This window comes from Streptomonospora mangrovi, from assembly GCF_027604915.1.
Classification (GTDB): Bacteria; Actinomycetota; Actinomycetes; order Streptosporangiales; family Streptosporangiaceae; genus Streptomonospora; species Streptomonospora mangrovi.
The window spans coordinates 31958-54447 of sequence record NZ_JAJAQC010000042.1 but is presented as its reverse complement, the minus strand read 5'-3'; the positions used below and the strand labels follow the sequence as shown (position 1 = coordinate 54447).

The following is a 22490-nucleotide window of genomic DNA, read 5'->3' as shown; positions in this document are numbered from 1 at the left end:
GAACAGGAGAACCCCATGGCCACCACCGCCCCCGCCGCCTGGACCGGAATGCTTCCCGTAGAGGACACCGCCCTGGCCGTCACCGACACCGGGGGCTCCGGCACCCCCGTCGTCTACCTCAACGGCCAGTTCGCCACCCAGGGCTACTGGCGGCACGTCATCGCCGACCTCGGCCCCGACTGGCGCCACATCACCTACGACGAGCGCGGCCGCGGCCGCAAGTCCCACCTCTCCGCCGACTACTCCTTCGAGGCCGCCCTCCGCGACGTCGACGCCGTCCTGGCGGCCCGGGGCGTGCGGCGCGCGGTGGTGGTCGGCTGGTCCTACGGCGCCTACGTCGCCGCCCACTGGACCCACCGCAACCCCGACCGCGCCCTGGGCACGGTCCTGGTCGACGGCGCCTTCCCCTACGACTGGATGGACGAGGCCATGGCCGAGCGGATCACCACGATGTTCCGCCGGCTGAACCCGCTCATGCGGCTGCTGCGCCCCACCGGCCTGACCCCGCGGCTGACCCCCGCGGAGCAGGCGCAGAGCAACATCGAACTGGGCTGGATCTCCCGCGCCGACGCCCTGGGCCCGGTCCTGGACGGCATCACCGTGCCCACCCGCTACGTGGTCGCCTCGGGCACCTCCTTCGGCAGCAAGGGCGACGAGCAGGAGTTGATCCGCACCAGCCTCACGGGGGTGACCGAGCGCAACCCCAACATCACGGTCGCCGCGAAGGTCCCCAGCAACCACGGCGCCCTGCTCAAGAAGGACTACCCGGCCGTCACCGCGGCCGTCCGCGAGGTCGCCGACCTCAGCCGCGAGCGGAGCTGAGGCCGTGGCCGGCGGCCCGGCGCGGTCACGCCCCCGCGCCGGCTCCGTCCCCCCGCCCCGCCGGGTCGGTGCCGCCCCGGACCCGTTCCAGGATCCGGACGGCGCCCTCGGCACCGGCCTCGGCTCGGGCGAGTTCCCCCAGGTCGCGGGCGCGGGCGGCCATCGCCGTACTCGTCACGGCCTCGGTGATGGCCGCCGCCAGGCGTTCGGCGGTCATCTCCTGGCCCCGCAGCGGGCGGACGGCGGCGCCCGAGGCGTGGGCGCGCTCGGCCCAGAAGGGCTGGTCCCCCCAGAAGGGGCAGATGACCTGCGGGCGCCCGGCGGCCAGGGCCGCGCCCGTGGTGCCGCCTCCCCCGTGGTGCACGACCGCCGCGCAGCGGGGGAACAGCAGGTCGTGCGGTGCCGTGCCGATGACCAGCACGTCATCTCCGGTGTGCGCGGAGGCGTCGATCCCGCCCCAGCCCGAGGCGATGACCGCCCGCACCCCCGCCGCCCGCGCGGCGCCGGCCATCATGCGGCCGCTGCGCGCCGGGTCGGCACCGGGCATGCTGCTGAAACCGATGAACACCGGCGGCGGGCCGGCGGCCAGGAACGCCTCGACGCGCCGGTCCAGCCCCGCTCCTGAGGCGGGCGGGAACCAGAAGCCGGTGGTGTGCACGCGGTCGGGGTAGCCGGTGTGCGCGGGCAGCAGGTGGCGGCTGAAGCCCTGGAGGACGGTGGAGAAGGTGCCGTCGGCCTGGCGCAGGATGTCGTGGCGGCCGGGGCGGCGCGGCAGGCCCAGCCGCTCGGCGCGCAGCCGGTCGGCCACCGGTGCCAGCGCCCGCACCGACAGCGCCAGAGCCGTGTAGGTGGCCCGGTTCAGCGCGGCCGGGACCTGGGCGGCGGGGAACCCCGCCGCCGGGAAGGCGGCGGTGGGCACCCACGTGGGCTGGAGCAGGGCGGGCACCGCCGGGACCCCCAGGTACTCGGCGATGTGGCCGCCGGGCGTGCTGGGGTTGTACACCACCACGTCGGCGCCTCCCTCCGCGGCGTCGGCCATGCCGGCGTAGACCCGGCCCATGAGCGGCTTGATGCGGCGCATGACCTTCACGGCCTCGGCCGTGCCGCGCAGCCCCCGCAGGCCGGTGGCCATGGCCCCGCCCAACTCGGGATCGCCCATCAGCGCGGTGGGGCCGTCGTCGACGGGGTGGTAGTCGACACCGTGCTCGGCCGCCAGTCCGGCGCTGGCGGCGGGGCCGGCGACCAGCGCGCTGTGCCCGGCCCGGTGCAGGGCGCGGGCCAAGGCGAGGAACGGCTGCACGTCGCCCCGGGTGCCCTGGGTGAGCAGGAGCGCCTTCATGTGTCCTCCTTCGGGGCGGCGCCGGAGCGGCGGGCGAGGACGCCGTCCCAGGCGCGCAGCCAGCGGTCGTCGGCGAACAGGCCGCCGGTGAGCATCTCCAGGCCGATACGGGAGACGCGCAGCGTGGCGTCGAGGCCGGTGAGGTCGGTGCCCAGGGCGCGGGACAGGTGACCGCCGAAGGCCATGGGCGCCAGCAGCCAGACCACGTAGACGGCCGCCTGGGCGCGCGGCTCGGTGGACGAGGGACGCACCCAGCCCTCGCGCCGGCCCTCCTCCAGCCAGGCGGCGGTGGCCGCGACCAGGTCGTCGAACAGGTCGGCGGCGGCGGGGGTGCCGTCCAGCAGGGCGCGGGCGAGGTAGGTGCGGGCGGGTCCGGCCTCCTCCAGCACCGCGGCCAGGCCGGCGGTGTCGCGGGAGGCGGCGTCGGCGGGTTCGCCCGGACGGCCGCGCGCCAGGGCTAGCACGTGCGCGTCGCAGGCGCGGCGCAGGCCGTCCTTGGACTGGAAGTGGTGGATGACCAGGGCCGGGGAGACGCCCGCCGCCCGCGCGACGGCGGCGACGCTGACGGCCGCCGGGCCGTGGTCGGCGAACAGGGCCAGGGCGGAGTCGCGGATGCGCGCCCGGGCGGTCAGGTCCTCTGTTGAACGCATGTTCAGCACAATAAACGTACATTCAGTGCGGTGTGCCGGTATTAGCGCACTCTTAGCGGTGGGGACGCGGCCCGGCATGGACGGGCGCGACGCCTGCCGCCAGGATGGGGGGACGGCGCGTGGTGCGCCCGGTGTGCCGGGAAGTCTGGTCGGCGGTGTCGTCGTCGTGACCGGAAGGCAGGCCGCCATGGCCCTCTCCCCCGCCCCCGCCCGCTCCCTCCGCCGCCCGGCCCGGATCTACCGGGGCGCTGCGGCCGAGCGGCGCGTCCGCGCCTGGTGCCGCTCCCGCCTGGCGGCGGACCCCCGCCTGCGCGAGCGCACCCTCGCCACCGGCCTGGGCGCCACCCCGCTCTTCACCGCCGACGGCGGAGACGGCACACCGGTGCTGCTGCTGCCGGGCACCAACTTCAACAGCGCCACCGGACTGGCGCTCGCCCGGGCGCTGGCGCCCGACCGCACGGTGCACCTGGTCGACCTGCCCGGGCAGCCGGGCCTGGCCGCACCGCTGCGGCCCGGCGGCGACCGCCTGGGCGCCTACGGCGCCTGGCTGGGCGAGGTGCTCGCCGGCGCGGCCGAGCGCCGGGTCCTCGTGCTGGGCCACTCGCTGGGGGCGGCGGTGGCGCTGGCCGCCGAGCCGTCCGACCGCGTGGCCGGGCTGGCGCTGGTCAACCCGGCCGGGCTGGCGCCCGCCGCGCTCAGCGCCGCGCTGATGCGGGTCACCCTGCCGTGGCTGGCCGCCCCTTCACCGGGAAGCAGCGCGCGGCTGCTGGCGTTCATGAGCGGTCCCGGCGCGGAGGTGCCGCCCGAACTGGCCGACTGGATGACCCTGGTGGCCCGCTCCTGCCGCACCAGCCTGGCCCCGGGCCCCCTGCCCGAGCACGCGGTGCGCCGCTGGCGCGACACCCCCGTGCACGTGGCCACCGGATCCCACGACCGCTTCTTCCCGCCCGCCCGGCTGGCCGCGCCCGCCCGCGACCTGCTGGCCGCGCGCGTGGACACCGTCGAGGGCGCCGGCCACCTGGCCCCGCACGAGGATCCCGCCCGCGTCCGCGCCCTGCTGCGCGACCTCGACGCAGCCGCGCGGAGCTGACGGCGGCGGCCCGCTCGGGCGGCACCGCGCCGACGCCGCAGCGCGGCGGCGCGGTCACCCGCTCAGGGCCGCGGCTCCGGCAGCGCGGGCGGACGCCACCCCCACAGCTTCGCCAGGCCCCGCTCGGCCCACCGCGCCCAGCGCGAGGAGGGCACCAGCGACATCGACACCACCAGGGCGGCGTGCGCGACGCGGCCGGCGGCGAGGTTCTGGCGGGCGTTGTCGCGGGCGCTTCTGGCCACCCACTGGGAGCGCGGGCGGCGCTCGGCGTCGTAGCGTGCGAGCGCGGCGCGCGTCCCGCTCTCGGTGGCGAGCGCGGCGGCCAGCACCACCGCGTCCTCCAATGCCTGGCCCGCGCCCTGGGCCAGGTCCGGGCACATCAGGTGCGCCGCGTCGCCCAGCAGGGCGACGGTTCCGCGCGCGTGGTCCGGCAGTGGGGCCAGGTCGAACACGTCGTGGTGCAGGACGGCCTCGGCCGGGGTGGCCGCCACCAGGGCGCGCAGGTCGTCAGGCCAGTCGGCGACGCGCCGGGCGACCTCGGCGTGCTCGTCGTCGTAGCGGCGCCCGGGGCCGTCCGCCCTCCAGGCCAGCGCCCAGTAGACCCGGTCGCCCGCCACCGGCATCGCCAGCGCGTAGGCGCCGCGCCCCATCACCATGAACCCGCGCTCCAGGCGCGTGGGGGCGATGCCGCGCCAGACGGTGCCGCCGGTGAACCGGGGCGGACCGGCCTCGGGCCACAGGGTGCGGCGCACGATGCTGTGCGCGCCGTCTGCGCCGATCACCACCTCGGCGCGCAGGTCGCCGACGGCGGACTCGACCACGGCCCCGCCGGCCACCTGGCGCACCCCGGTCACCTCGGCACCGGTGCGCAGCCATGCGGGCGGAAGGGCTTCGAGCAGGACGCGGTGGAGGTCGGAGCGGTGGAAGCCCAGCAGCGGCGTCCCGCTGTCCGGCGGCGCCTTGACCAGGTGCCGCCCGGTGGGCGTGCGCAGGTCGAACGGCCCGTGGAAGGGGACGCCCACGGACCGGGCGCGCTCGCCGACCCCCAGGGCGTCCAGGGCGCGCAGCGCGTTGGGCGACTGGGACATGCCCGCGCCCACCTCACCGAAGGCGGGGGCGCGCTCCAGGACGGTGGCGCTCCACCCGATCCGGCGCAGGGCCAAGGCGGCGGCCAGGCCCCCGATACCGCCGCCGACGACCACGGCGGTGCCGGCGGGGCGGGCGGGCTCGGGCTCGGCGTCGTCGGGCTCGGGTGAGGGAGGCGCGGGTAAGGGCGTGCCGGTCATGTGCGGTCGTCCTTCGGGGAGCCGTCCTGGCGGATGCGGGGTGAGGGGGAGGGGCCGGCGCCCGGCCCGGTGGATCCCGCGGCCTGGGGGTCGGGGGCAAGCACGCCGTGGAGTCCCATGGTCGCGTGCCGCGCCGCCGGGTGCGGCGCGGGGTGGTACCAGGGTAGGGAGCGCCCGGTGGCCGGCGGGCCGCCGGGGCGGGTGCGCGGCGGGCCGGCGGGGGACGCCGGATAGGCTGGCCGCGCCTTGATGAAGGGGGTGGCGGGTGGCGATGCGGTCGGCGCTGAGCGTCGCCGTGGCGCAGCCGAGGTGCGCGGCCTACGACGTGGCGGCCAACGCGGCGGCCCACGCCGAGGCGGTCCGGGCGGCGCGGGCGCGGGTGGTGGTGTTCCCCGAGATGTCGCTGACCGGGTACCACCTGGACGCGGCGCCGGTCTCCCCCGACGACGAGCGGCTGGCGGTGATCGCGGCCGCCTGCGCCGCGACCGGGGCGCTCGCCCTGGTCGGCGCGCCCGTCCCGGGGCCGCGCATCGGCGTCCTGGCCGTGGACGCGGCCGGCGCGCGCGTGGCCTACGGCAAGGTCCACCTGCACGGCGAGGAAGCCGCGCACTTCACGCCCGGCGAGCCCGCCGTGGTCGAGGTGGACGGTTGGCGGCTGGGGCTCGCCGTCTGCCGCGACACAGGGATTCCCGAACACGCCGCCACGACGGTCGCGCTGGGCGCCGACGGCTATGTCGCCGGGGTGGTCCACTCCGCCGAGGAGTCCGGGCTGCACGGCGAGCGCGCCCGCCGGGTCGCCGCCGACCACGGGGTGTGGACGGCCACGGCGGCCTTCGCCGGTCCCACCGGCGGCGGCTTCGACCGGACGTCCGGCCGTTCGGGGATCTGGTCCGCCCGGGGCGAAAGGCTCGCCGAGGCGGGTCCCGAGCCCGGCGGCATCGCGCGGGCGGTCTTCACCGGGTGAAGCCGTAGCGCGCCGCCGACCCGCCGACCCGCACCCCCATCTCCCCGGCCGAGCCCGGCGCCGGCGCGGCGAGGACCGGCCACGCCCCCGGAGACGCGGTCATGCCGATGACCGCGCCCCGTCCACGCCAGGCGACCCGAACGTCGGCACCCGGGCTTCGGCGCGGGCCGGGGGCGGCTAGGTCAGCGACGTGCCGGTGAACTCGCGGACCACGGCGACCAGGACGAGGAAGTTGGGGATGTGGCTGACCGGCTGGGAGGTGCGGAAGAGGTGGCCGGTGCGCTTGATGTGGAGGTAGCCGTTGTCGATCGTGATGCCGGCGACCTCGCCCCAGGGGATCTGGGTGCGGTCGACGGTCAGCCCTTCGGGTGACACGGTGACCGGGCCGAACTCCACCGCGCGGCCCGCGGTGAGTTCCGCCCGGACGCGGGGCAGGTGGGCGCGGGTGACACCCTCCTCCAGCATCGGGCCCCACACGTCGATGCGCTCGAAGAAGGGCGCGGTGAGGAGGTCGCCGTAGTCGGAGTCGCCCTCGGTGTTGGAGAGGACGTTGACGAGCATGATGTTCTGCCCCATGACGACCGGTCGGTTGCCCGAACCGAGCAGGGCGTAGGCGTAGGTGTAGACGGACGTGCGCCGCACCACGCTCACCAGCAGCCGGGTGTCCGCCCACCGGAAGGTCAGCGGCATGTCGCCGCGAGGGCGCACGACCGCGCCGTGCTCGTAGACGCGCAGTTCCTTGCCGCTGCGGTAGTCGTTGGCCGTCATCCACATTCCGGCCACGGAGAAACCGAGGACGACCACGCCGGCGCCGATGAGCACAATGCCGAATATGCTCGCGATCAACCCCGACACGATGAGCAGGTAGAGGATGATCCCGCCGAACACCAGGGCGGCCGCCGCGACGATGACCGGCACCACCGGCGAGGGGCGGACCGGCCGGAAGACCGCGATCCGCCGGCCCAGTACCGGGTCGTGATCGTCCTGTTCACCGGGCTCGCGGGGCGACGCGGCGCCTACCATGGGGGCCTCCTTCGCGGGTGTCCGCCGGAGCTTAGTCCAGGATTCAACTACCCGCGATGGGGGCAATAGCGGAGGAATCGGGGTTTTCCGCAGAATTCAGCCGCTATTAAAGAAGTGATCGGAGTTGGCGTGAAAAGCGGTCCGGAAATGCCGGTGACACCGGGAAACCGGACACCGCACCCGCGATTCCCGAGCTGGCCTCACGCGTCGGCGCCGTAGGCGCCGAACCGGGGGCTGCCCTCCCAGGCGAAGACGTGCACCGAGAGTCCGCCCGAGGTGGTGCGCTGGCTCACGGGCCGCAGCCCGGCCGGCGGGCCCTCGTCGGGAAACAGGCGGCGGCCCTGGCCCACCACGACCGGCGCGACCGCCAGCCGCAGGGTGTCGACCAGCCCGGCGGCGAGCAGGGACCGCGCCAGCCGGGCGCTGCCGTGGACCTGCAACTCCCGGCCCGGCCGCCGCCGCAGCTCGGCGACCTCGGCCAGGACGTCGCCGGACAGCACCGTGGTGGGGTTCCAGTCGGCCCTGGTGGAGGCGCGGCCGGCCACGTACTTGGGCAGCCCGTTGAGCGCCGGCGCGCACGGGTGGTCGGGCATGCGCGGCCAGTCCCGGGCGAAGTTCTCGTAGGTGCGGCGGCCGAACAGGAAGGCGTCGGCCTCGGCGATCCAGTCGGTGGCCAGCCGCTCGAACTCCTCGTCCACGTAGGGCGTGAACCAGCCGCCCCGCGTGAACCCGTCGCTGGGGTCCTCGTCGGGCGCCCCGGGGCCCTGGGACACCCCGTCAAGCGACAGGAACTCCTGGATGACCAGTCTCATCTCGCACCACACCTTCCGGACGGGAGGCCGGCGTCCCCTCCGCCGGCGCCCGCGCACCGCAGGCGCCCGCCGGCCGCGGCGCCGGGCCGTGCCGGCGCCGCGGTGTGGGCATACCGCCCTCCGGCGGGTTTCAACCGGCCGGCCCGCCGCCGTCCCGCTCCCTCCGGCCGCCGAGGCGGGAGCGGGCCGAGGCGGGAGCGGGCCGGGGCGCGGGGGCGGCCTCAGCCCTTGAGCGCCTCGGCGACGGTCTCGGCCAGGGGCGTGGTCGGGCGGCCCAGCAGGTCGGAAAGGTCCGTGGTGACGTGGGCCAGCGCGCCCTCGGCGGTCCGCACGTCCGCGTCGACCAGCGCCTCCACCATGAACCCGGGCACGCCGGCGCCGGCCAGGAGGTCGGCGTAGCGCTCGGGCGGCAGGTCGGTGTAGGCGACCTCGCGGCCGGAGGCGGCGCTCACCTCGGCGGCGAACTCCGGCAGGCTCCACGCGGTGTCACCGGTCAGCTCATAGACCGCGCCGGCCGCGACGTCGGAGGTCAGCACGACGGCGGCGGCCTCGGCGAAGTCCGCGCGGCTGGCCGACGCGATCCGGCCCGCGCCGGCCGATCCCGCGATCGCGCCGTGCTCGACGGCGGCGGCCAGGCCGGCGGTGCGGTTCTCGGTGTACCAGTTGTTGCGCACCAGCACCGTCGGCAGGCCGGAGGCGGCCAGGAACTTCTCGGTGGCGCGGTGCACGCGGGCCAGGCTCAGCGGGTTGGCGCCGGCGTTGACGATCGAGGTGTAGGCGACGAGGCCCGCGCCGGCGGCCTGCGCGGCCTCGACCACGGCGCGGTGCTGGGGGACGCGCAGGTCGTCGGGACCGCTGGAGGACACGAACAGCAGCTTGTCGGCGCCGGCGAACGCCGGGGCGAGCGTGTCGGGCCGGTCGTAGTCGGCCTCGCGGACCACCACGCCCCGGGCGGCGAGGCCGGCGGCGCGCTCGGGCGCGCGCACGGCGGCGACGACCTCGCCGGCGGGCACCCCGCGGCGCAGCAGGTGGTCCACGACCAGGCGGCCGAGCTGGCCGGTGGCTCCGGTAACGACGATCATCGAGGGCTCCTTGGCAGGTCGGGAGAGGTGTGCCGGTGTCCGGCGCACCCCACCGTACACTTTCCAATGGAAAGCACAAACTTTTGGAAAGTGCTGTGTGCTGGGTAGTCTAGAGGCATGTCCACGACCGCGCCGCAGACCGCGACCGACTCCGACACCCAGGCCGGCGACCTCGCGTTCGACGTGTTCGCCCGCGCCTGCCCGTCCCGGCCGGTTCTGGAGCACCTCACGGGCCGCTGGGGGGTGCTCGTCCTGACCGGCCTGCACGCCCGGCCCGCCCGCTTCAACGCCCTGCGCCGGCGCATCGACGGCGTGAGCGAGAAGATGCTGGCCCAGACCCTCCAGGCCCTCGAACGCGACGGCTTCGTGCACCGCGAGGTCCACGCGGTCATGCCGCCGCGCGTGGAGTACAGCCTCACCGAACTGGGCCGCACCACCGCCGAGAAACTGCTCGACCTCATCGACCACCTCGAGTCGCACATGCCCGCCGTCCTGGCCGCCCAGGAGCGCTACGACTCCGGCCGCGCCGAGGGCTCCCCCGCCTGACCCGCGCGCGCCGCGCCGCCTCCGCGCGTGCCGCGCCCGCCCCTGGCGGGGCGCGGGCGGTTCCGGTACAGTCCGGCACCGTTCGGACGGCCCATCCCGGGGCTCGCCGCCCCGCCGGCAGCACGTGAATCGAGGACCCATGGCGAGTACGACCGCCGAGAGCACCGGGCGCCCCCGGGCGGTGGAGGCGGCGTTCCTCCTCCTGCTTGCCGTGATCGCCCTCGACGCCGTGACCTGGGTGCTGGACATGTTCGTCATCGCCCCCACCGGGCTGGCGGACATGCGCGCGGCCTCCGGCGACGTGGGCGCCTTCCGCCAGGCGGCCGTCTCGGGCGCGTTCACGCTGCTGGTCATCGGGCTGGGCGTGCTGCTGGCGGTCATGGTGCGCCAGGGGCGCGGATGGGCTCGGCTGCTGCTCGTGGGCGCCGCCGCCCTCGTCGCGCTGCTGGACCTGGCCACCGTCGCCATGGACGGCCCGGAGGTCTTCGCCGGCGCCTCGGCCTACGAACTCCTCCGCGACACCGTGCCGGCCCTGCTGGGGCTCGCCGCCCTGGTCTGCCTGTTCCTGCCCGCCTCCAACGCCTTCTTCGCCCGCCGCCGGCGCGCCGCCTGAGGCCGCCGGCAGCGCCCCCGGGTGTAGTCCGGGCGGCGCGGCTACATCGCGGGATGTAGCCGGAAAGAGCGCCGAGGCGGAGGATCGGGCGGCCGCCGCGCGCCTACCGTCGTCGGGACGGCACCCCCGGACCCGGAGCGAGGCGTATGCGCAGGCGAACATGTGAGACAGCGGTGGCGGCCGCCCCCACCCGGGTGGCGAAGGACACCTCCGGCGGCGGCGCGGCCGAGGCCGCCGCCGTCCACCCCGACGCCCTTCCCCGCGCCCGCGCCCTGGGCGCCCCCGGCGCGGCCACCCGTGCCGCCCGGCTTGGGGAGGGCGCGCGATGACGGCGCGGCCGCGACCCCAGGGCCCGCGGCGGCGCCTGGGCCTGCACCCGCTCGCGGTCCTGGGCCTGGCCGCGCTCGCGGTGCCGCGCGCGGTCGCCCACGACCTCGACCTCGCCGGGCCGGCGGTGAACGCGGTCCTGGTGTTCGCGCCGATCGTGGTGTGGATCGCGGCGGCCGTGTGGGCGCGGGTGCCCAATCCCCTGCTCACCCTGGTGGCGGTGGGCGCGTGCTACGGCATCCTGCTGGGCGCGGTGCACCTGCTGCTGTGGACCCAGGGGTTCGGCGGCGATCCCCCGCGCCTGGGCGGCAACCTCGAGGGCGCGCTGCCCCCGGCGGCCGAGGCGGCGCTGCTGCGCGGGTTCGCCTTCGTCAGCAGCGTGGTCACGGGAACGGCCGTGGGCGCCCTCAGCGGCGCGGTCGCCTGGCCCCTGACCCGCCTGACCGCCCGCCGCCGCCCGCGCTGACGGGCGCGGCCGGGCGGAGGGGCGGGCGGGGCGGACGCCCGCCCCGCCCCTACCGCGCCGCGCCCGCCGCCAATGCGGCGTCGATCAGGGTCTCCGCGGCGCGGCGGGCGTCGGCGGCGGCCGCGCTGTCGCCCGCGATCGCGGCGGTGGTCTGGGCGCCCTCGGCGAGGAGGGCCAACTGGGGGGCCAGGGAGGGCGGCGCGCCCGTCTGGGCGACGAGGTCGGCGACGTAGCGCTGGAAGTCGGCCTTCTGCCGCCGCACCACCTCGGCGACACGCGGCGACACCCCGCCCAGCTCGCCGAAGGAGTTGATGAACGCGCAGCCGCGGAAGCCGTCCTGCTCGAACCACAGCCCCAGGAAGTCGTAGACCGCCAGCAGCTTCTCGCGCGGGGTGCGGGCGCCCTCGGCGGTGGCGGCGATGCCGGTGTCCCACTGCCGCGAGCGGAACCGCAGCACCTCGATGACCAGGTCGTCCTTTGAGGCGAACAGCGAGTACAGGCGCTTCAGCGACACCTTGGCCTCGGCGCGCACGGCGTCCATGCCCACCGCCTGGACGCCGTGGGCGTAGAAGAGGCGGTCGGCGGCCTCGACCACCTGCCGGCGGAGCTGTGACTCATCAGTCATCGGCGTGCTCCTTGCCTAGAGAACGTTCGTTCTCTACTGTAGGCCACATGCCGGAGAACGACCGTTCTCCACTGCTGGCAGGGAGCGTGCCATGCCTTACATCACCGTCGGCAACGAGAACAGCGGCGCCGTGGAGCTGTACTACGAGGACCACGGCGCGGGCCGGCCCGTGGTGCTCATCCACGGCTACCCGCTCGACGGCTCCTCCTGGGAGTTGCAGGCCCGCGAGCTGATCGCCGCCGGCCACCGCGTCATCACCTACGACCGCCGCGGCTTCGGCCGCTCCAGCAAGACCGGCACCGGCTACGACTACGACACCTTCGCCGCCGACCTCAACACCGTGCTGGAGACCCTCGACCTCACCGACGTGGTCCTGGTCGGGTTCTCCATGGGCACCGGCGAACTCGCCCGCTACGTCCGCCGCCACGGCGCCGACCGGGTCGCCAAGCTGGCGTTCCTCGCCTCGCTGGAGCCCTTCCTGGTGCGCGCCGACGACAACCCCACCGGGGTGCCGCAGGAGGTATTCGACGGGATCGCGGCCGCCGCCAGGGCCGACCGCTACGCCTGGTACACCCAGTTCTTCCAGGACTTCTACAACCTGGACGACACGCTGGGCACCCGCATCAGCCAGGAGGTCGTCAACGCCAACTGGAACACCGCCGTCTCCAGCGCGCCGGTGGCCGCCTACGCGGTGGTCCCCGCCTGGATCGAGGACTTCCGCGGCGACGTGGCGGCCGTGCGGGACTCCGGCAGGCCCGTCCTGATCCTGCACGGCACCGCCGACCGCATCCTGCCGATCGACGCCACGGGCCGCCCCTTCCACGAGGCGCTGCCCGAGGCCGAGTACGTCGAGGTGGAGGGCGCCCCGCACGGCCTCCTGTGGACCCACGCCACCGAGGTGAACGAGGCGCTGGTCCCCTTCGTCACCCGCTGACCGCGCCGCGCGGCGCCCCCTCCCCTCGCCGGCGGGGGCGCCGTGCGGTTCGGGTGGTGCCCCTCAGCCCAGGAGGAAGGCGATGGCCACCAGGACCGGCAGGGTGAGCAGGGTGGAGAGCAGCACGATCTCGCGCGTCATGGTCTCGGCGGCGCCGTAGCGCAGGGAGTAGGTGTACATGTTCTGCGCGGTGGGCAGCGCCGCCAGGACGACCACGGCGAACAGGTCCGCGCCCGACAGGCCGAACGCGAACACGCCCACCGCCCACGCGGCGGCCGGCTGCACCAGGCACTTGAGCAGCACCGCCAGCCCCACCGCCGCCTTCTCCGGGCCGCGGAAGGGCAGCGGGCTGCCGTGCAGCGAGATGCCGAAGGCCAGCAGCACGGCGGGCACCGAGATCGAGCCGACCAACTGGAAGGGCTCCATGAACGGCGCGGGCGGGCTCCACCCGGTCGCGGCGACGGCCACGCCCGCCAGGCAGCCGATCACCACGGGGTTGCGCAGCGGGGTGGTGAGGATGCGCAGCGGGCCGGTGCGGCCGCCGGGGCCGCCGCGGTTGACGTCGAGCACCGTCAGGCCGATCGGCCCGAGTACCAGGAGCTGGAACAGCAGGATGGGCGCCACCAGCGACGCGTCGCCCAGCACGTAGGCCGAGATGGGGATGCCCAGGTTGCCGGCGTTGACGTAGGAGGCGCACAGCGCGCCCATGGTGGTGCGGGCCACGCCCCAGCGGCGCAGCAGGCCGGCGGCGATGAACAGCGCGGCCACCACCAGCATGCTGATCGCGCTGACCAGCAGCGGCGCCGACACCAGGACCGACAGGTCGGCGGTGGAGAGGATGTCGAACAGCAGCGCGGGGGTGGCGACGTAGAAGGACAGCCGGCTCAGCACCTCGCGGCCGTTGTCGCCGAGCACGTCGAGCCGGCCCAGGATGTAGCCGACGGCGACGATGCTGGCGATCACCCCGAAACCGACGATGACCCCGGACAAGGGGCGGCCCTCCAGATATCCGGCCAAGGAACGCGTTGAGGCTAACCGCGATCGCGCGACCGTGCCACGGCGCACGTCACACCCGGTGGCCCGGGCGCACCGCCGCGTGGCGGCCGGCCTGGGGCGCAGGCCCCTGAAAACCGCCGAAACACCGTGCTTCCGGCTTTATGGTGGTACCTCACAACAACACGGAAAGGCGCGGGAGTTGCTGCACCTGAGGGTGATCACGCCGCGGGAGCGCACGGACGAGGTCCTCGCCGTGCTGGATCGCCAGGTCGGAGTGGCCCACGTGGTGGTGTTCCGCGACGCCGCCGTGCGGCCCCCGGGCGACGCCGTGGAGGCCGACCTCGCCCGCGAGTGCGTCGACGCGGTGCTGAGCGCCCTCGCCGACCTGGAGATCGACCGGTGCGGCGCCATCACCTTGGAGGCGCTGGAGACCACCCTCTCGGACTCCGCCGACGTCGCGCGCGCCAAGGCGCCCGGCCACGGCGACGAGGCCGTGGTGTGGGACGAACTGATCTCGCGCGCCGACGACGACTCCCACCTCAACTGGGTCTACCTGACGTTCCTCACGCTGGGCCTGATGATCGCCGCCGTCGGCGTGGTCACCGACTCGCCCGTGACCGTGGTGGGCGCCATGGCGGTCGCGCCGGACTTCGGGCCGCTGGCCGCCTTCGGAGTGGGGATCGTGGGCCGGCGCTGGGACCTCGTCCGCCAGTCCACGGTGACCACGGCCGCCGGGTTCGTGCTGGCCATGGCCGTCACGGCGGTGTTCATGCTGCTGCTGGAACTGTCGGGGCTGGTGTCGTTCTCGCCGCCGGGGCTCAGCGACGGCAGCCAGGTCGACTTCATCTACGACGTCGGCCCGTTCTCGCTGATCGTGGCGCTGCTGGCGGGCGCGGCGGGCATGCTCAGCCTGGTGTCGGCGAAGTCGGCGGCGCTGGTGGGCGTGTTCATCTCCGTCACCACGGTGCCGGCCGCCGCCTACGCCGTGGTCGCGCTGACGCTCGCCGAGTGGCACCGGGCCGTGCAGTCGCTGGAGCAGTTGGTGATCAACCTCGTCGGGATCATGATCGCGGCGACCCTCGTGCTGGCCGTGCGCACCGGCCGCGACCGCCGCAAGGGCGCGCCGGGCCGGTCGCTGAGCCGCCGGTAGCAGCGGGCCGACCGGCCAAAACGCGGTCCGTGCGGGGTGGGCGGGCATGTTCGGGCGCGCGCGGGGAAGCGGTGGCGCTACGAAGCAGTCACCAAGCGCGACCACGGAGGTGCGACGATGGCGGATACCCCGAGCAGCCCGCTGAAGGACAAGAACTACAACCTGGTGTGGGCGGTCCACCAGTCGCTGGAGAACGTGTGGCGGCTGGAGAACTTCATCCAGGACGCCGAGCGCGATGGCGACCAGGAGCTGGCCGACTGGCTGCGCCGCATCCAGGAGAACAACAAGAAGGCCGGCGACCAGGGCAAGAAGATGTTGCTGGAGCGCCTTCAGCGCGAGAACGGCTAAAGGCCGCCGCGCGCCGCGCGCCCGCTTTCAGGGGCGGTGCGGCACGAACAGCAGCCCGGCGTCGGCCCGCTCGACCTCGCCGCCGTAGCCGTAGCGGCGCACCCCCTCGCGGGTGCCGGTGCGGCGGTAGCGGTGCAGGGCGGGCTGCGCCGAGGCCAGCCGCAGGAGGCGGTCGGCCGGGTGCTCGCCGGGCACGGAGTCGGGCTCGGCGGACCGCTCGATGACGACGACGGCCTCAGGCGCCTCGTCCACGCGGTAGGTCCGCGCGTCGAGCGGGCCGCCCTCGAAGGCGACCAGGACTCCGCCGGATCGGATCTGCTTCACGCAAGCATGGTCCCGCCCCCGGCGCCGGCGCGCCAGTGCGCCGCCGCCCGGCCCCCCGCGCTCCGCGCCGCGGGGGGCCGGGCGCGCGGTCACCCCGGCAGGGGGCGCGGCCGGTACTGGGCCAGCGCCGCGCCCGCGATGATGACCAGCGCGCCGACCGGCTCGTTCCACGCGAGGTCCTCGCCCAGCAGCAGCACCCCCAGCGCGATCGCCACGACCGGCGCCAGGTAGGTGACCGTGGAGGCGACGGTGGCGCCGGCCTCGCGGATGACCGCGTACTGGAGCACGTAGGCGAACCCGGTGCCCAGGGCGCCCAGCACCGCCACGGCCGCCAGGACGGGCAGCGGCAGGGCGGCGGGGGCGTCGGTGAACAGCGCGGCGACGATCCCGATCTGCGCGGTGCCGGTGATGAGCTGGGCGGTGGACAGCTCCAGCGGGCTGTGCCCGGTGCCCGACAGGAAGCGCCGCAGGTAGGGGGTGCCGATCCCGTAGCAGACGGCGGCGCCCACGGCCAGCAGCATGCCCACCGGGCCGGCGCCGGCGAACCCCGTCCACACGCCGAAGACCACCAGCACCCCCAGGAAGCCCAGGCCCAGCCCGGCCAGGCGAGCCCGGGTCGGCCGCTCGTCGGAGAGCAGCAGCAGGGTGAACAACAGGGCGAAGAGCGGTGTCGCGGCGTTGCAGATACCCGACAGCGCCGAGGGGATGAGCTGCCCGGCGTAGCCGAACAGGGTGAACGGCACCACGTTGAGGAGGAACGCGGTGACCGACAGGTGGAACCAGGTGCGCACCCCGCGCGGCAGCCGGCCCCGGCGCACCAGGAGCACGGCGGCCAGCGGCAGCAGGCCGGTGACCATGCGGCCCAGCGTGATGTGGACGGGCACCAGCACCTGGGCGGCGATGCCGATGAACATGAAGCTGGAGCCCCAGACGAGCGCCAGGAGCAGGAACTTCAGCCGCCAGTCGACGGCGCGGCGCGGGAGCGGGGGCGCCGCCGGGGCCGACGGGACCGGTGCGGCGGGCGCGGCGGGCGCGGGCACGCCCTCGGGCACCGCGGCGGGGAGGGATGATCGGCTGTCGGACGGGAGGACGCTCATGGAACAGGCATATCGCCCGGCGCAGTCTTAGGTCCACTTCATTCTGCTTAACCTGTGGATTAGTATCGCTTCATGCTGAGTGTCGAGCGGATGCGGGTCCTGCACGCCATCGCCGTGAACGGCTCCCTCAACGCCGCCGCCGAGTCCCTGCACGTCACCAACTCCGCCGTCTCCCAGCAGCTCGCCAAGCTCGAACGCGAGGTCGGCCAGGCCCTGGTCGAGCGCAACGGCCGCGGGGTGCGGCTCACCGACGCCGCCCGCATCCTGGTCGAGCACACCGGCCAGATCCTCTCGCTGGTGCAGCGGGCCGAGGCCGCGCTCGAGGAGCACCGCAGCGAGGTCATCGGCACCATCCGCATCGCCGCCTTCGCCACCGGCGCGCGCGGCCTGGTCGTGCCCGCCATCGGCCTGCTCGCCCACAGCCACCCGCGGCTGCGCGTCGAACTGAACGAGACCGAACCCCTCAACGCCGTCACCGCCGTCACCCGCGGCGAGTGCGACCTCGGCCTGGAGGTCGACTGGGAGGGCGCCCCGGTCAAGCTGCCCACCACCATGGTCAAGACGCCGATCATGGTCGACGTCGCCGACATCGCCCTGCCGGTGGACCACCCCCTGGCCCACCGCGAGATCCTCGACCTCGACGAGGTCGTGAACGAGCCCTGGATCAGCTGGCGCGGCGGCTCCATCTGCGACGACTGGCTGCACGGCATGCTGCGGGCGCGCGGCGCCGAACCCGTGATCGCCCACACCGTCGAGGAGCACCAGACCAAGCTCACCATGATCGCCGCCGGTCTGGGCGCGGCCGTCATGCCCCGGCTGGGCCTGGGCACGGTGCCCGAGGGCGTGCGGCTGGTGCCGGTGCAGCCCGCGCTGACCCGGCAGGTGTTCGCCTTCTGGCACCAGGACTCCGCCCGCCGGCCCGCCCTCACCGCCGTGCTGCGCGCGCTGCGCGACGCCGGGGCCGAACCCGCCTGACCGGCCCCGCCACCGGCGGGGCCGCCCCGGTGCGCGGGCGTCCGCCGCCACCTGCTGGAATGGAGCGCATGGCTTTCCTGGTGGCGCTCGCGGCGTTCGTCGGCCGCTGGTTCGGTGTGCTGGTCCTGGCCAGCGCGGTCGTCGGGCTGCTCGCGGCCGACCAGACCGCGCAACTGGTCACCTGGGTCAACCCCCTGCTCGGCATCATCATGTTCGGGATGGGCCTGACCCTGCGCCCGGCCGACTTCAAGATCGTGGCCACCCATCCGCAGGCCGCGCTGGTGGGGGTAGCGGCCCAGTTCGTGGTGATGCCGCTGGCCGGCTGGGGGCTGGCCATGGCGCTGCAACTGCCGCCCGAACTGGTGGTGGGCATGGTGCTGGTCGGGTCGTCCCCCGGCGGCACCGCCTCCAACGTCATCGTCTACCTGGCGCGCGGGAATGTGGCGCTGTCGGTGGCCATGACCTCGGTGTCGACCCTGCTGGCGCCGGTGCTGACACCGCTGCTGGTGCTGCTGCTGGCCGGTTCGATCCTGCCGGTGGACGCCGCCGGGCTGCTGACGTCGATCCTCCAGGTGGTGCTGGTGCCGGTAATCCTGGGCCTGGTGGTGCGGCTGCTGTTCGCGCGGCTGGTCGAACGGGTGCTGCCGCTGCTGCCGCTGGTGTCGGTGGGCGGCATCGTGGTGGTCGTGGCCGCCGTGGTGGGCGCCAACGCCGACGCCCTGCTGAGCACGGGCGCGCTGGTGGTGCTCGCGGTGGTGCTGCACAACGCCGCCGGCCTGGCCCTGGGCTACCTCGCGGCCTTGGCCGTGCGCCTGCCGGAGTCGGCCCGCCGCGCCATCAGCGTCGAGGTGGGCATGCAGAACTCCGGCCTGGCCGCCGCCCTGGCCACCACCCACTTCACCCCGCTGGCCGCCCTGCCCGCCGCCCTGTTCTCGGTCTGGCACAACATCTCCGGAGCCCTGGTCGCCGGCATCTGGTCCCGCCGCCCCACCACCACCGAACCCCCCGAGCCGACCGAGCCCACCGAGCCGACCGCCACCCCCTGAACCGACCGCCGCCGGCCGTCGGCACGCTGGTTCGACGAGTGGGGCCGCTGTGTCGGATTCCGGACACTCGCCGGCGCGAGCGTGCGACAGAGTGCTGGGCGTCGGTCCGGACACCACCGGACCCGGTCCTCAGGAGTCGCCATGCCCACGCACCCCCGTCCACCGCGCACCAGTTCGCCCCTCCCGCCCTACCGGGCCGTCCTCGCCGTGGACATCGAGAGCTACACCGGCAACTCCTCCTACCACCAGGGTTTCCTGAGCACCACCGTGGAGAGCGTGCTCGAAGAGGCGTTCAGCCGGTCGGGCCTGGAGGAGGTGTGGCAGGACCGGCGGTTCCCGCAGCGGGCGGGCGACGGTTATGTCGTCGGATTCCCCACCGAGCACCTGCCGTTCATGATCCATCCGATGCTGGCCCACCTCCAGCAGGTCCTGGAGGACACCCAGCCGCACCTGGCCGCGCGGCAGCGGGACCTGCGGCTGCGGCTGCGCGCGAGCATCGACGTGGGCCCCCTGCCCGACAGCACCCACCAGGGCGACCCGCTGGACGGTATCGGGCGCGCGATGAACGACACCCACCGCCTGCTGGACTCCCCACCGGTGCGCGAGGAACTGCGGCAGTCCGATCCCGACACCACGCTGCTCGTCGCGATCGTGTCCGGGCGAGTCCACGAGGAGGCGGTCCGCGGTGGCTACGTCGGGCTGAGCCCGCACCTGTTCCGCCCCGTCGACGTGGAGATGCCCGAGAAGCGGTTCCGGCACGAGGGCTACCTCCACGTCCCGCTCCCCTCGCGGTGCGGCGGCGCCGAAGCGCGGACGGCGCCCGCCGGCGACTGCGCGCCCGCTGAGGACGGTGGCGCGCCGGCCGCCGGCAGCCGGCACCGGCCGACCGAGGGCGCTCGCCCGCGCGCGGAGGCCGGCACGACCACCAACCGGATCCGCGACAACTACGGCCAGGCCGTCCAAGGCGGGACCTTCAGCGGCGGGCTCCACGGCGATTTCCGGGGGCGCGCCAATGGCTGAGGAGCCGCATGAGGACACGTCCGCGGACGGCGCCGAGCAGGCGGCCGAAGACGCCGAGGGCGGTGCCGCCCCGGCCGGCGGCGAGAAGCGACCGGATCGCACCGGCGAACGCGCCTCCAACAGCGCGGCCGACAACTACGGCCAACTCGTCCAGGACGCCGTCATCTACGGCGGCCTGCACTTCCACGGCGAAGGGCCGGAGGGCGTCGCCTTCGGGGCGGAGGTCACCCGGCTGGTCCGCGCGGCGCGCCGGATCGATCCGCAGCGGGTCGACGTGATCAGCAGGACGTTCGCGCAGCCGGCCGGCTACAGCACCTTCGTCCGCGAGTTCTGGGAGCTGCGCGTCGGCGTCATCATCGGACGGCCGGGCACGGGCCGCGCCACCACCGCCGTCCGCACGCTGGACCTCGGCGAAGGCCGGATCGAGGAGTGCACCGCCGAGGCGCACGACAACCGGTGGCGCCTGGACCGCATCAGCGTCGACCACGGGCACTCCTACCTGCTCGACGCCACCGGGGTCGACGTCCGGACCGACGCCCTGCGCTCGGAAATCCTCCGGTTCGCCTCCCGCGTGCGCGCGGAGGAGTCGCGGCTGGCCGTGGTCGCCGAGCAGTGGAGCGAGGATCCGGCCGACGGCTACGCCGTGCTTGCGCTCCGGCCGCCGCCCGTCGAGGAGGTCTGCCGACGCCACCTGGCCTTTCTCCAAGGGGAGGAGGCGGCGCGGCGCTGGCTGGGCGAGCCGGAGGTCCGCGCGCTGCTGGCGGACCGCGACCCGGCCCACGGCGCCCGCGTCGCCAAGCAGATCGACCGGGTGGTCAGCGCCGAGCGCGGCGCCCCGTTCACTGCTCACCTGAACACGGTGCTCGGCATCTTCAGCAACTGGGCGCGGGAGGTGCGCGAGTGGTTCGAGGAGCACGAGAAGGCCGCCGCGCGGGCCGAGCGGGACCGCTACCGGATCGCCGAGGGGAACGGCAGGAGCCCCGACCGCCGCGAGGAACTCAGACCCGGTGACTACCTGCGGGTCCTGTTCGAGGCGACGGCGGTGCTGGAGGGGTGCCCCTCCGACGCGGTCCTGGTGAACGTCGACAAGCTCGCCGAGGAGTGGAACGTTCCGGTCGTCCTCCCCTCGCCCATCTCCGGGGGTGGGCTGACGGCCATGCTGCGGGAGGTCCAGGCCTACGTCGACGCCAACGACCGCATCCGCTTCACCAAGGTGGGCTACGGCGACGCCGCGCTCGACCGGCTGTGGCGGGAGTACCCGAAGGCCCGGTCCTCCCTGCTGACGTGGTCCAACCAGGCCGTCCGCGACGTCCCGCCCCCGGAGCGCCGCGAGGTGGCGCAGCGGTGGCTCCAGCTCGCCGAACGGCAGTCCGACCCCAAGCCCGTGATCGGCCTGCTGCCCGCCTGGGGGCGCGACGCCCGGCTGAGGTCGGCGGTCGTCCCGGTGGTGGCGCAGGCCGCCGCACACGACGAACTCGGTCCGGAGGTGCGCCGGTACCTCTACCGGCTGGCGGACACCGGACCCGAGGACGGGGCGCTCGACACGGTGGTCGCGCAGGTGTGCGGCCAGTACGGCCGGGTGGAGCCGCACGCCGCCCTCGTCCGCCTGGCCCGCCTGGCGGACCGGGCCATCGGGGCGGCGGCCGAGGAGGTCGACCGCGCGCTGGCCCAGATCGCCGACGAGGAGGAGTGCCGACCCGCCCTGCTGCGCGCCCTCGTGGCGTGGGAGCGCGACGGGAAAGGGCGGCAGCGGGCCGGCGTGGCGCGGGACCACCTCGGCGTCCTCCTCCGCGCGGTGGATGAGCGCGGGCTTCCGCTGCGGCTCACCGAGGCCGCCGACCGACCTGACGACACCCCGCCGGAGCTGGTCGCGGAGGCTCTGGCCGCGGCCCTGGGCGCCTCCGACGCGCGGGCGGCCGACTCCGTCCTGGACGCCTGGCTCGCCCCGGTGGAGCGCGCCGCCGCCGGGCACGAACGGGCCCTGCTCGAACACGTACTGGTCCGCGCCGCCGGCGTCAGTACGGCGGCCAACGTCCGCATGAGCCGGCGCCTGGCCGTGTGGGACCACGAGCGGCCCGGTCGCGGGTTCGCGGCGCTGCTGGCCCGGGTTCCGCGGGCCGACCCCCTGCTCCGGCCGGCCGCCGCTGCCGGAGGGGGTCGGGGATGAGCCTGCTCTGGCGCGCCGTCGCGGCCGAACCGGGAGCACGCCCGTGGAGCGCGGCACTGCGCGGGACCGAGGAATGGCTGACGTTCCCGGCCCGTCTGCCGAGCACCGACGACGGGCTGTGGTTCTCCGCCGACTACGAACTGGCCCTGCGCATCACCTCGCGGTCCCGGCTCCGGCGGCAGAGCGCCGCCAGCGCGGTCAGGACGCGGGTCGTGGAGTTCTCCGGGCAGGTCGCCCGGCAGTTCTCCGTGGCCGACTTCGGGCTCGCCGAGGCCGAGGTCTCCCGCCGACTCCTGGAGGACGTCGTCGTCGACGACCCCGAGATCTCCTTCGGCAGCATCGCGGTGCGGCTGGCCGCCGACCCGGAGGACGTCGAACTGGTCAAGCTCCGCGAGAGGTGCGGCCCGCGCGGCGCGGTCCAGGCCGAGGAGCACCGCGCGCAGATGCGGCACCTGCAACGGCTCACCGAGGACGTCTACAGCGACCCGGCCGTGGCGCTGCGCTGGTGGTTCGACCGCAATCCGGAGCAGATACGGGACCTGGCCACCGCGGCCATGCAACTGCGCCTCGTGCTGGCCGAGGATGAGAAGGGATCCCCGCCCGAGGCCGAGGCGGCCGGAACGGCGGTCCGCGTGCTGCTGGGCGGGCTCAGCTCCGGAGAGCGCGCGGAGGTCATCGACCGCCTCGCCCTGCTGATCAGCGGTTTCGGCAGACGCGACCTGGCGGCGCGGCTGCGGGCGGACGGGGAGTCCGGCGAGGGCGGACCCGGGTGACGCGGGCGGTGAACT

Annotated in this window: 25 protein-coding genes; 15 read left to right on the top strand and 10 right to left on the bottom strand. The window is 75.2% G+C overall.

Features of this window, described 5'->3' with window-relative positions; all coding sequences use genetic code 11:
* Positions 1-15: 15 nt before the first annotated feature.
* Positions 16-822 (top strand): alpha/beta fold hydrolase, encoded by an 807-nt coding sequence (locus tag LG943_RS21265; protein ID WP_270074096.1) that lies wholly within the window; start codon positions 16-18, stop codon positions 820-822.
* A gap of 25 nt (positions 823-847) precedes the next feature.
* On the opposite strand, the gene LG943_RS21260 is transcribed toward LG943_RS21265, so the two are convergent.
* Together LG943_RS21260 and LG943_RS21255 are read right to left on the bottom strand one after the other, a co-directional pair.
* Positions 848-2161 carry a glycosyltransferase gene (locus tag LG943_RS21260; RefSeq protein WP_270074095.1) on the bottom strand — a complete coding sequence of 438 codons (1314 nt, stop codon included), beginning with the start codon at positions 2159-2161 and terminating at the stop codon, positions 848-850.
* Positions 2158-2811 (bottom strand): TetR family transcriptional regulator, encoded by a 654-nt coding sequence (locus LG943_RS21255; RefSeq protein WP_270074094.1) that lies wholly within the window; start codon positions 2809-2811, stop codon positions 2158-2160. The genes LG943_RS21260 and LG943_RS21255 overlap by 4 nt, the downstream gene beginning before the upstream one ends.
* Positions 2812-2977: 166 nt before the next feature.
* Between LG943_RS21255 and LG943_RS21250 the strand changes: the two genes are divergently transcribed.
* Complete coding sequence (locus tag LG943_RS21250) at positions 2978-3901, top strand: alpha/beta fold hydrolase (RefSeq protein ID WP_333486411.1); 924 nt, start codon at positions 2978-2980, stop codon at positions 3899-3901.
* Positions 3902-3963: 62 nt separating this feature from the next.
* Here LG943_RS21250 and LG943_RS21245 read toward each other — a convergent pair whose 3' ends face one another.
* Positions 3964-5187, bottom strand: a complete 1224-nt coding sequence (locus LG943_RS21245) for an FAD-dependent monooxygenase (RefSeq protein ID WP_270074093.1) — start codon at positions 5185-5187, stop codon at positions 3964-3966.
* A 271-nt stretch (positions 5188-5458) separates the two neighbouring features.
* On the opposite strand from LG943_RS21245, the gene LG943_RS21240 reads away from it, so the two are divergent.
* Positions 5459-6151 (top strand): carbon-nitrogen hydrolase family protein, encoded by a 693-nt coding sequence (locus tag LG943_RS21240; RefSeq protein WP_270074115.1) that lies wholly within the window; start codon positions 5459-5461, stop codon positions 6149-6151.
* Positions 6152-6328: 177 nt separating this feature from the next.
* On the opposite strand, the gene LG943_RS21235 is transcribed toward LG943_RS21240, so the two are convergent.
* From LG943_RS21235 to LG943_RS21225, 3 genes are all read right to left on the bottom strand, one after another.
* A complete protein-coding gene (locus LG943_RS21235; protein ID WP_270074092.1) occupies positions 6329-7174 on the bottom strand; it encodes a DUF6585 family protein in 846 nt (281 codons plus the stop codon).
* 200 nt (positions 7175-7374) lie between these two features.
* Positions 7375-7986: a dihydrofolate reductase family protein gene (locus tag LG943_RS21230; protein ID WP_270074091.1), complete on the bottom strand. Its 612-nt coding sequence runs from the start codon at positions 7984-7986 to the stop codon at positions 7375-7377.
* Between the two features lie 221 nt (positions 7987-8207).
* Complete coding sequence (locus LG943_RS21225) at positions 8208-9068, bottom strand: SDR family oxidoreductase (protein ID WP_270074090.1); 861 nt, start codon at positions 9066-9068, stop codon at positions 8208-8210.
* A gap of 117 nt (positions 9069-9185) precedes the next feature.
* Between LG943_RS21225 and LG943_RS21220 the strand changes: the two genes are divergently transcribed.
* From LG943_RS21220 to LG943_RS21205, 4 genes are all read left to right on the top strand, one after another.
* On the top strand, positions 9186-9614 hold the full coding sequence (locus tag LG943_RS21220; RefSeq protein WP_270074089.1) for a winged helix-turn-helix transcriptional regulator: 429 nt from the start codon (positions 9186-9188) through the stop codon (positions 9612-9614).
* 139 nt (positions 9615-9753) lie between these two features.
* Positions 9754-10227, top strand: a complete 474-nt coding sequence (locus tag LG943_RS21215) for a hypothetical protein (RefSeq protein ID WP_270074088.1) — start codon at positions 9754-9756, stop codon at positions 10225-10227.
* 173 nt (positions 10228-10400) lie between these two features.
* Positions 10401-10556, top strand: a complete 156-nt coding sequence (locus LG943_RS21210; RefSeq protein ID WP_270074087.1) for a hypothetical protein — start codon at positions 10401-10403, stop codon at positions 10554-10556.
* Complete coding sequence (locus tag LG943_RS21205) at positions 10553-11020, top strand: hypothetical protein (protein ID WP_270074086.1); 468 nt, start codon at positions 10553-10555, stop codon at positions 11018-11020. Before LG943_RS21210 ends, LG943_RS21205 begins: the two co-directional genes overlap by 4 nt.
* Before the next feature lie 49 nt (positions 11021-11069).
* Here LG943_RS21205 and LG943_RS21200 read toward each other — a convergent pair whose 3' ends face one another.
* On the bottom strand, positions 11070-11645 hold the full coding sequence (locus LG943_RS21200) for a TetR/AcrR family transcriptional regulator (protein WP_270074085.1): 576 nt from the start codon (positions 11643-11645) through the stop codon (positions 11070-11072).
* Between the two features lie 91 nt (positions 11646-11736).
* On the opposite strand from LG943_RS21200, the gene LG943_RS21195 reads away from it, so the two are divergent.
* Positions 11737-12579 (top strand): alpha/beta fold hydrolase, encoded by an 843-nt coding sequence (locus LG943_RS21195; protein ID WP_270074084.1) that lies wholly within the window; start codon positions 11737-11739, stop codon positions 12577-12579.
* Positions 12580-12642: 63 nt separating this feature from the next.
* Here LG943_RS21195 and LG943_RS21190 read toward each other — a convergent pair whose 3' ends face one another.
* Positions 12643-13569 carry an AEC family transporter gene (locus LG943_RS21190; RefSeq protein ID WP_270074083.1) on the bottom strand — a complete coding sequence of 309 codons (927 nt, stop codon included), beginning with the start codon at positions 13567-13569 and terminating at the stop codon, positions 12643-12645.
* A gap of 205 nt (positions 13570-13774) precedes the next feature.
* Here LG943_RS21190 and LG943_RS21185 point away from each other — a divergent pair, with 205 nt between their 5' ends.
* Both LG943_RS21185 and LG943_RS21180 read left to right on the top strand, forming a co-directional pair.
* Positions 13775-14725 carry a DUF389 domain-containing protein gene (locus LG943_RS21185; RefSeq protein ID WP_270074082.1) on the top strand — a complete coding sequence of 317 codons (951 nt, stop codon included), beginning with the start codon at positions 13775-13777 and terminating at the stop codon, positions 14723-14725.
* A gap of 117 nt (positions 14726-14842) precedes the next feature.
* Positions 14843-15073, top strand: a complete 231-nt coding sequence (locus LG943_RS21180) for a hypothetical protein (protein WP_270074081.1) — start codon at positions 14843-14845, stop codon at positions 15071-15073.
* Between the two features lie 27 nt (positions 15074-15100).
* Here LG943_RS21180 and LG943_RS21175 read toward each other — a convergent pair whose 3' ends face one another.
* Together LG943_RS21175 and LG943_RS21170 are read right to left on the bottom strand one after the other, a co-directional pair.
* The gene (locus LG943_RS21175; protein WP_270074080.1) at positions 15101-15397 is read right to left on the bottom strand and encodes a hypothetical protein; all 297 of its coding nucleotides are present in this window, start codon (positions 15395-15397) and stop codon (positions 15101-15103) included.
* An 89-nt stretch (positions 15398-15486) separates the two neighbouring features.
* A complete protein-coding gene (locus tag LG943_RS21170; RefSeq protein ID WP_270074079.1) occupies positions 15487-16494 on the bottom strand; it encodes a DMT family transporter in 1008 nt (335 codons plus the stop codon).
* Positions 16495-16566: 72 nt separating this feature from the next.
* On the opposite strand from LG943_RS21170, the gene LG943_RS21165 reads away from it, so the two are divergent.
* From LG943_RS21165 to LG943_RS21145, 5 genes are all read left to right on the top strand, one after another.
* A complete protein-coding gene (locus tag LG943_RS21165; protein ID WP_270074078.1) occupies positions 16567-17469 on the top strand; it encodes a LysR family transcriptional regulator in 903 nt (300 codons plus the stop codon).
* A 68-nt stretch (positions 17470-17537) separates the two neighbouring features.
* Positions 17538-18515, top strand: a complete 978-nt coding sequence (locus tag LG943_RS21160) for a bile acid:sodium symporter family protein (protein WP_270074077.1) — start codon at positions 17538-17540, stop codon at positions 18513-18515.
* A 141-nt stretch (positions 18516-18656) separates the two neighbouring features.
* Positions 18657-19535, top strand: a complete 879-nt coding sequence (locus LG943_RS21155; RefSeq protein ID WP_270074076.1) for a hypothetical protein — start codon at positions 18657-18659, stop codon at positions 19533-19535.
* Positions 19528-21702 (top strand): hypothetical protein, encoded by a 2175-nt coding sequence (locus LG943_RS21150; RefSeq protein ID WP_270074075.1) that lies wholly within the window; start codon positions 19528-19530, stop codon positions 21700-21702. The genes LG943_RS21155 and LG943_RS21150 overlap by 8 nt, the downstream gene beginning before the upstream one ends.
* A complete protein-coding gene (locus LG943_RS21145) occupies positions 21699-22475 on the top strand; it encodes a hypothetical protein (RefSeq protein WP_270074074.1) in 777 nt (258 codons plus the stop codon). Before LG943_RS21150 ends, LG943_RS21145 begins: the two co-directional genes overlap by 4 nt.
* Positions 22476-22490 lie beyond the last annotated feature (15 nt).

Coding starts and splice junctions, on each gene's coding strand:
- LG943_RS21265 (WP_270074096.1), top strand. CDS start 16: ATGGCCACCACCGCCCCCGCCGCCTGGACCGGAATGCTTCCCGTAGAG.
- LG943_RS21260 (WP_270074095.1), bottom strand. CDS start 2,161: ATGAAGGCGCTCCTGCTCACCCAGGGCACCCGGGGCGACGTGCAGCCG.
- LG943_RS21255 (WP_270074094.1), bottom strand. CDS start 2,811: ATGCGTTCAACAGAGGACCTGACCGCCCGGGCGCGCATCCGCGACTCC.
- LG943_RS21245 (WP_270074093.1), bottom strand. CDS start 5,187: ATGACCGGCACGCCCTTACCCGCGCCTCCCTCACCCGAGCCCGACGAC.
- LG943_RS21240 (WP_270074115.1), top strand. CDS start 5,459: ATGCGGTCGGCGCTGAGCGTCGCCGTGGCGCAGCCGAGGTGCGCGGCC.
- LG943_RS21235 (WP_270074092.1), bottom strand. CDS start 7,174: ATGGTAGGCGCCGCGTCGCCCCGCGAGCCCGGTGAACAGGACGATCAC.
- LG943_RS21230 (WP_270074091.1), bottom strand. CDS start 7,986: ATGAGACTGGTCATCCAGGAGTTCCTGTCGCTTGACGGGGTGTCCCAG.
- LG943_RS21225 (WP_270074090.1), bottom strand. CDS start 9,068: ATGATCGTCGTTACCGGAGCCACCGGCCAGCTCGGCCGCCTGGTCGTG.
- LG943_RS21220 (WP_270074089.1), top strand. CDS start 9,186: ATGTCCACGACCGCGCCGCAGACCGCGACCGACTCCGACACCCAGGCC.
- LG943_RS21215 (WP_270074088.1), top strand. CDS start 9,754: ATGGCGAGTACGACCGCCGAGAGCACCGGGCGCCCCCGGGCGGTGGAG.
- LG943_RS21205 (WP_270074086.1), top strand. CDS start 10,553: ATGACGGCGCGGCCGCGACCCCAGGGCCCGCGGCGGCGCCTGGGCCTG.
- LG943_RS21200 (WP_270074085.1), bottom strand. CDS start 11,645: ATGACTGATGAGTCACAGCTCCGCCGGCAGGTGGTCGAGGCCGCCGAC.
- LG943_RS21195 (WP_270074084.1), top strand. CDS start 11,737: ATGCCTTACATCACCGTCGGCAACGAGAACAGCGGCGCCGTGGAGCTG.
- LG943_RS21180 (WP_270074081.1), top strand. CDS start 14,843: ATGGCGGATACCCCGAGCAGCCCGCTGAAGGACAAGAACTACAACCTG.
- LG943_RS21170 (WP_270074079.1), bottom strand. CDS start 16,494: ATGAGCGTCCTCCCGTCCGACAGCCGATCATCCCTCCCCGCCGCGGTG.
- LG943_RS21165 (WP_270074078.1), top strand. CDS start 16,567: ATGCTGAGTGTCGAGCGGATGCGGGTCCTGCACGCCATCGCCGTGAAC.
- LG943_RS21160 (WP_270074077.1), top strand. CDS start 17,538: ATGGCTTTCCTGGTGGCGCTCGCGGCGTTCGTCGGCCGCTGGTTCGGT.
- LG943_RS21155 (WP_270074076.1), top strand. CDS start 18,657: ATGCCCACGCACCCCCGTCCACCGCGCACCAGTTCGCCCCTCCCGCCC.
- LG943_RS21150 (WP_270074075.1), top strand. CDS start 19,528: ATGGCTGAGGAGCCGCATGAGGACACGTCCGCGGACGGCGCCGAGCAG.
- LG943_RS21145 (WP_270074074.1), top strand. CDS start 21,699: ATGAGCCTGCTCTGGCGCGCCGTCGCGGCCGAACCGGGAGCACGCCCG.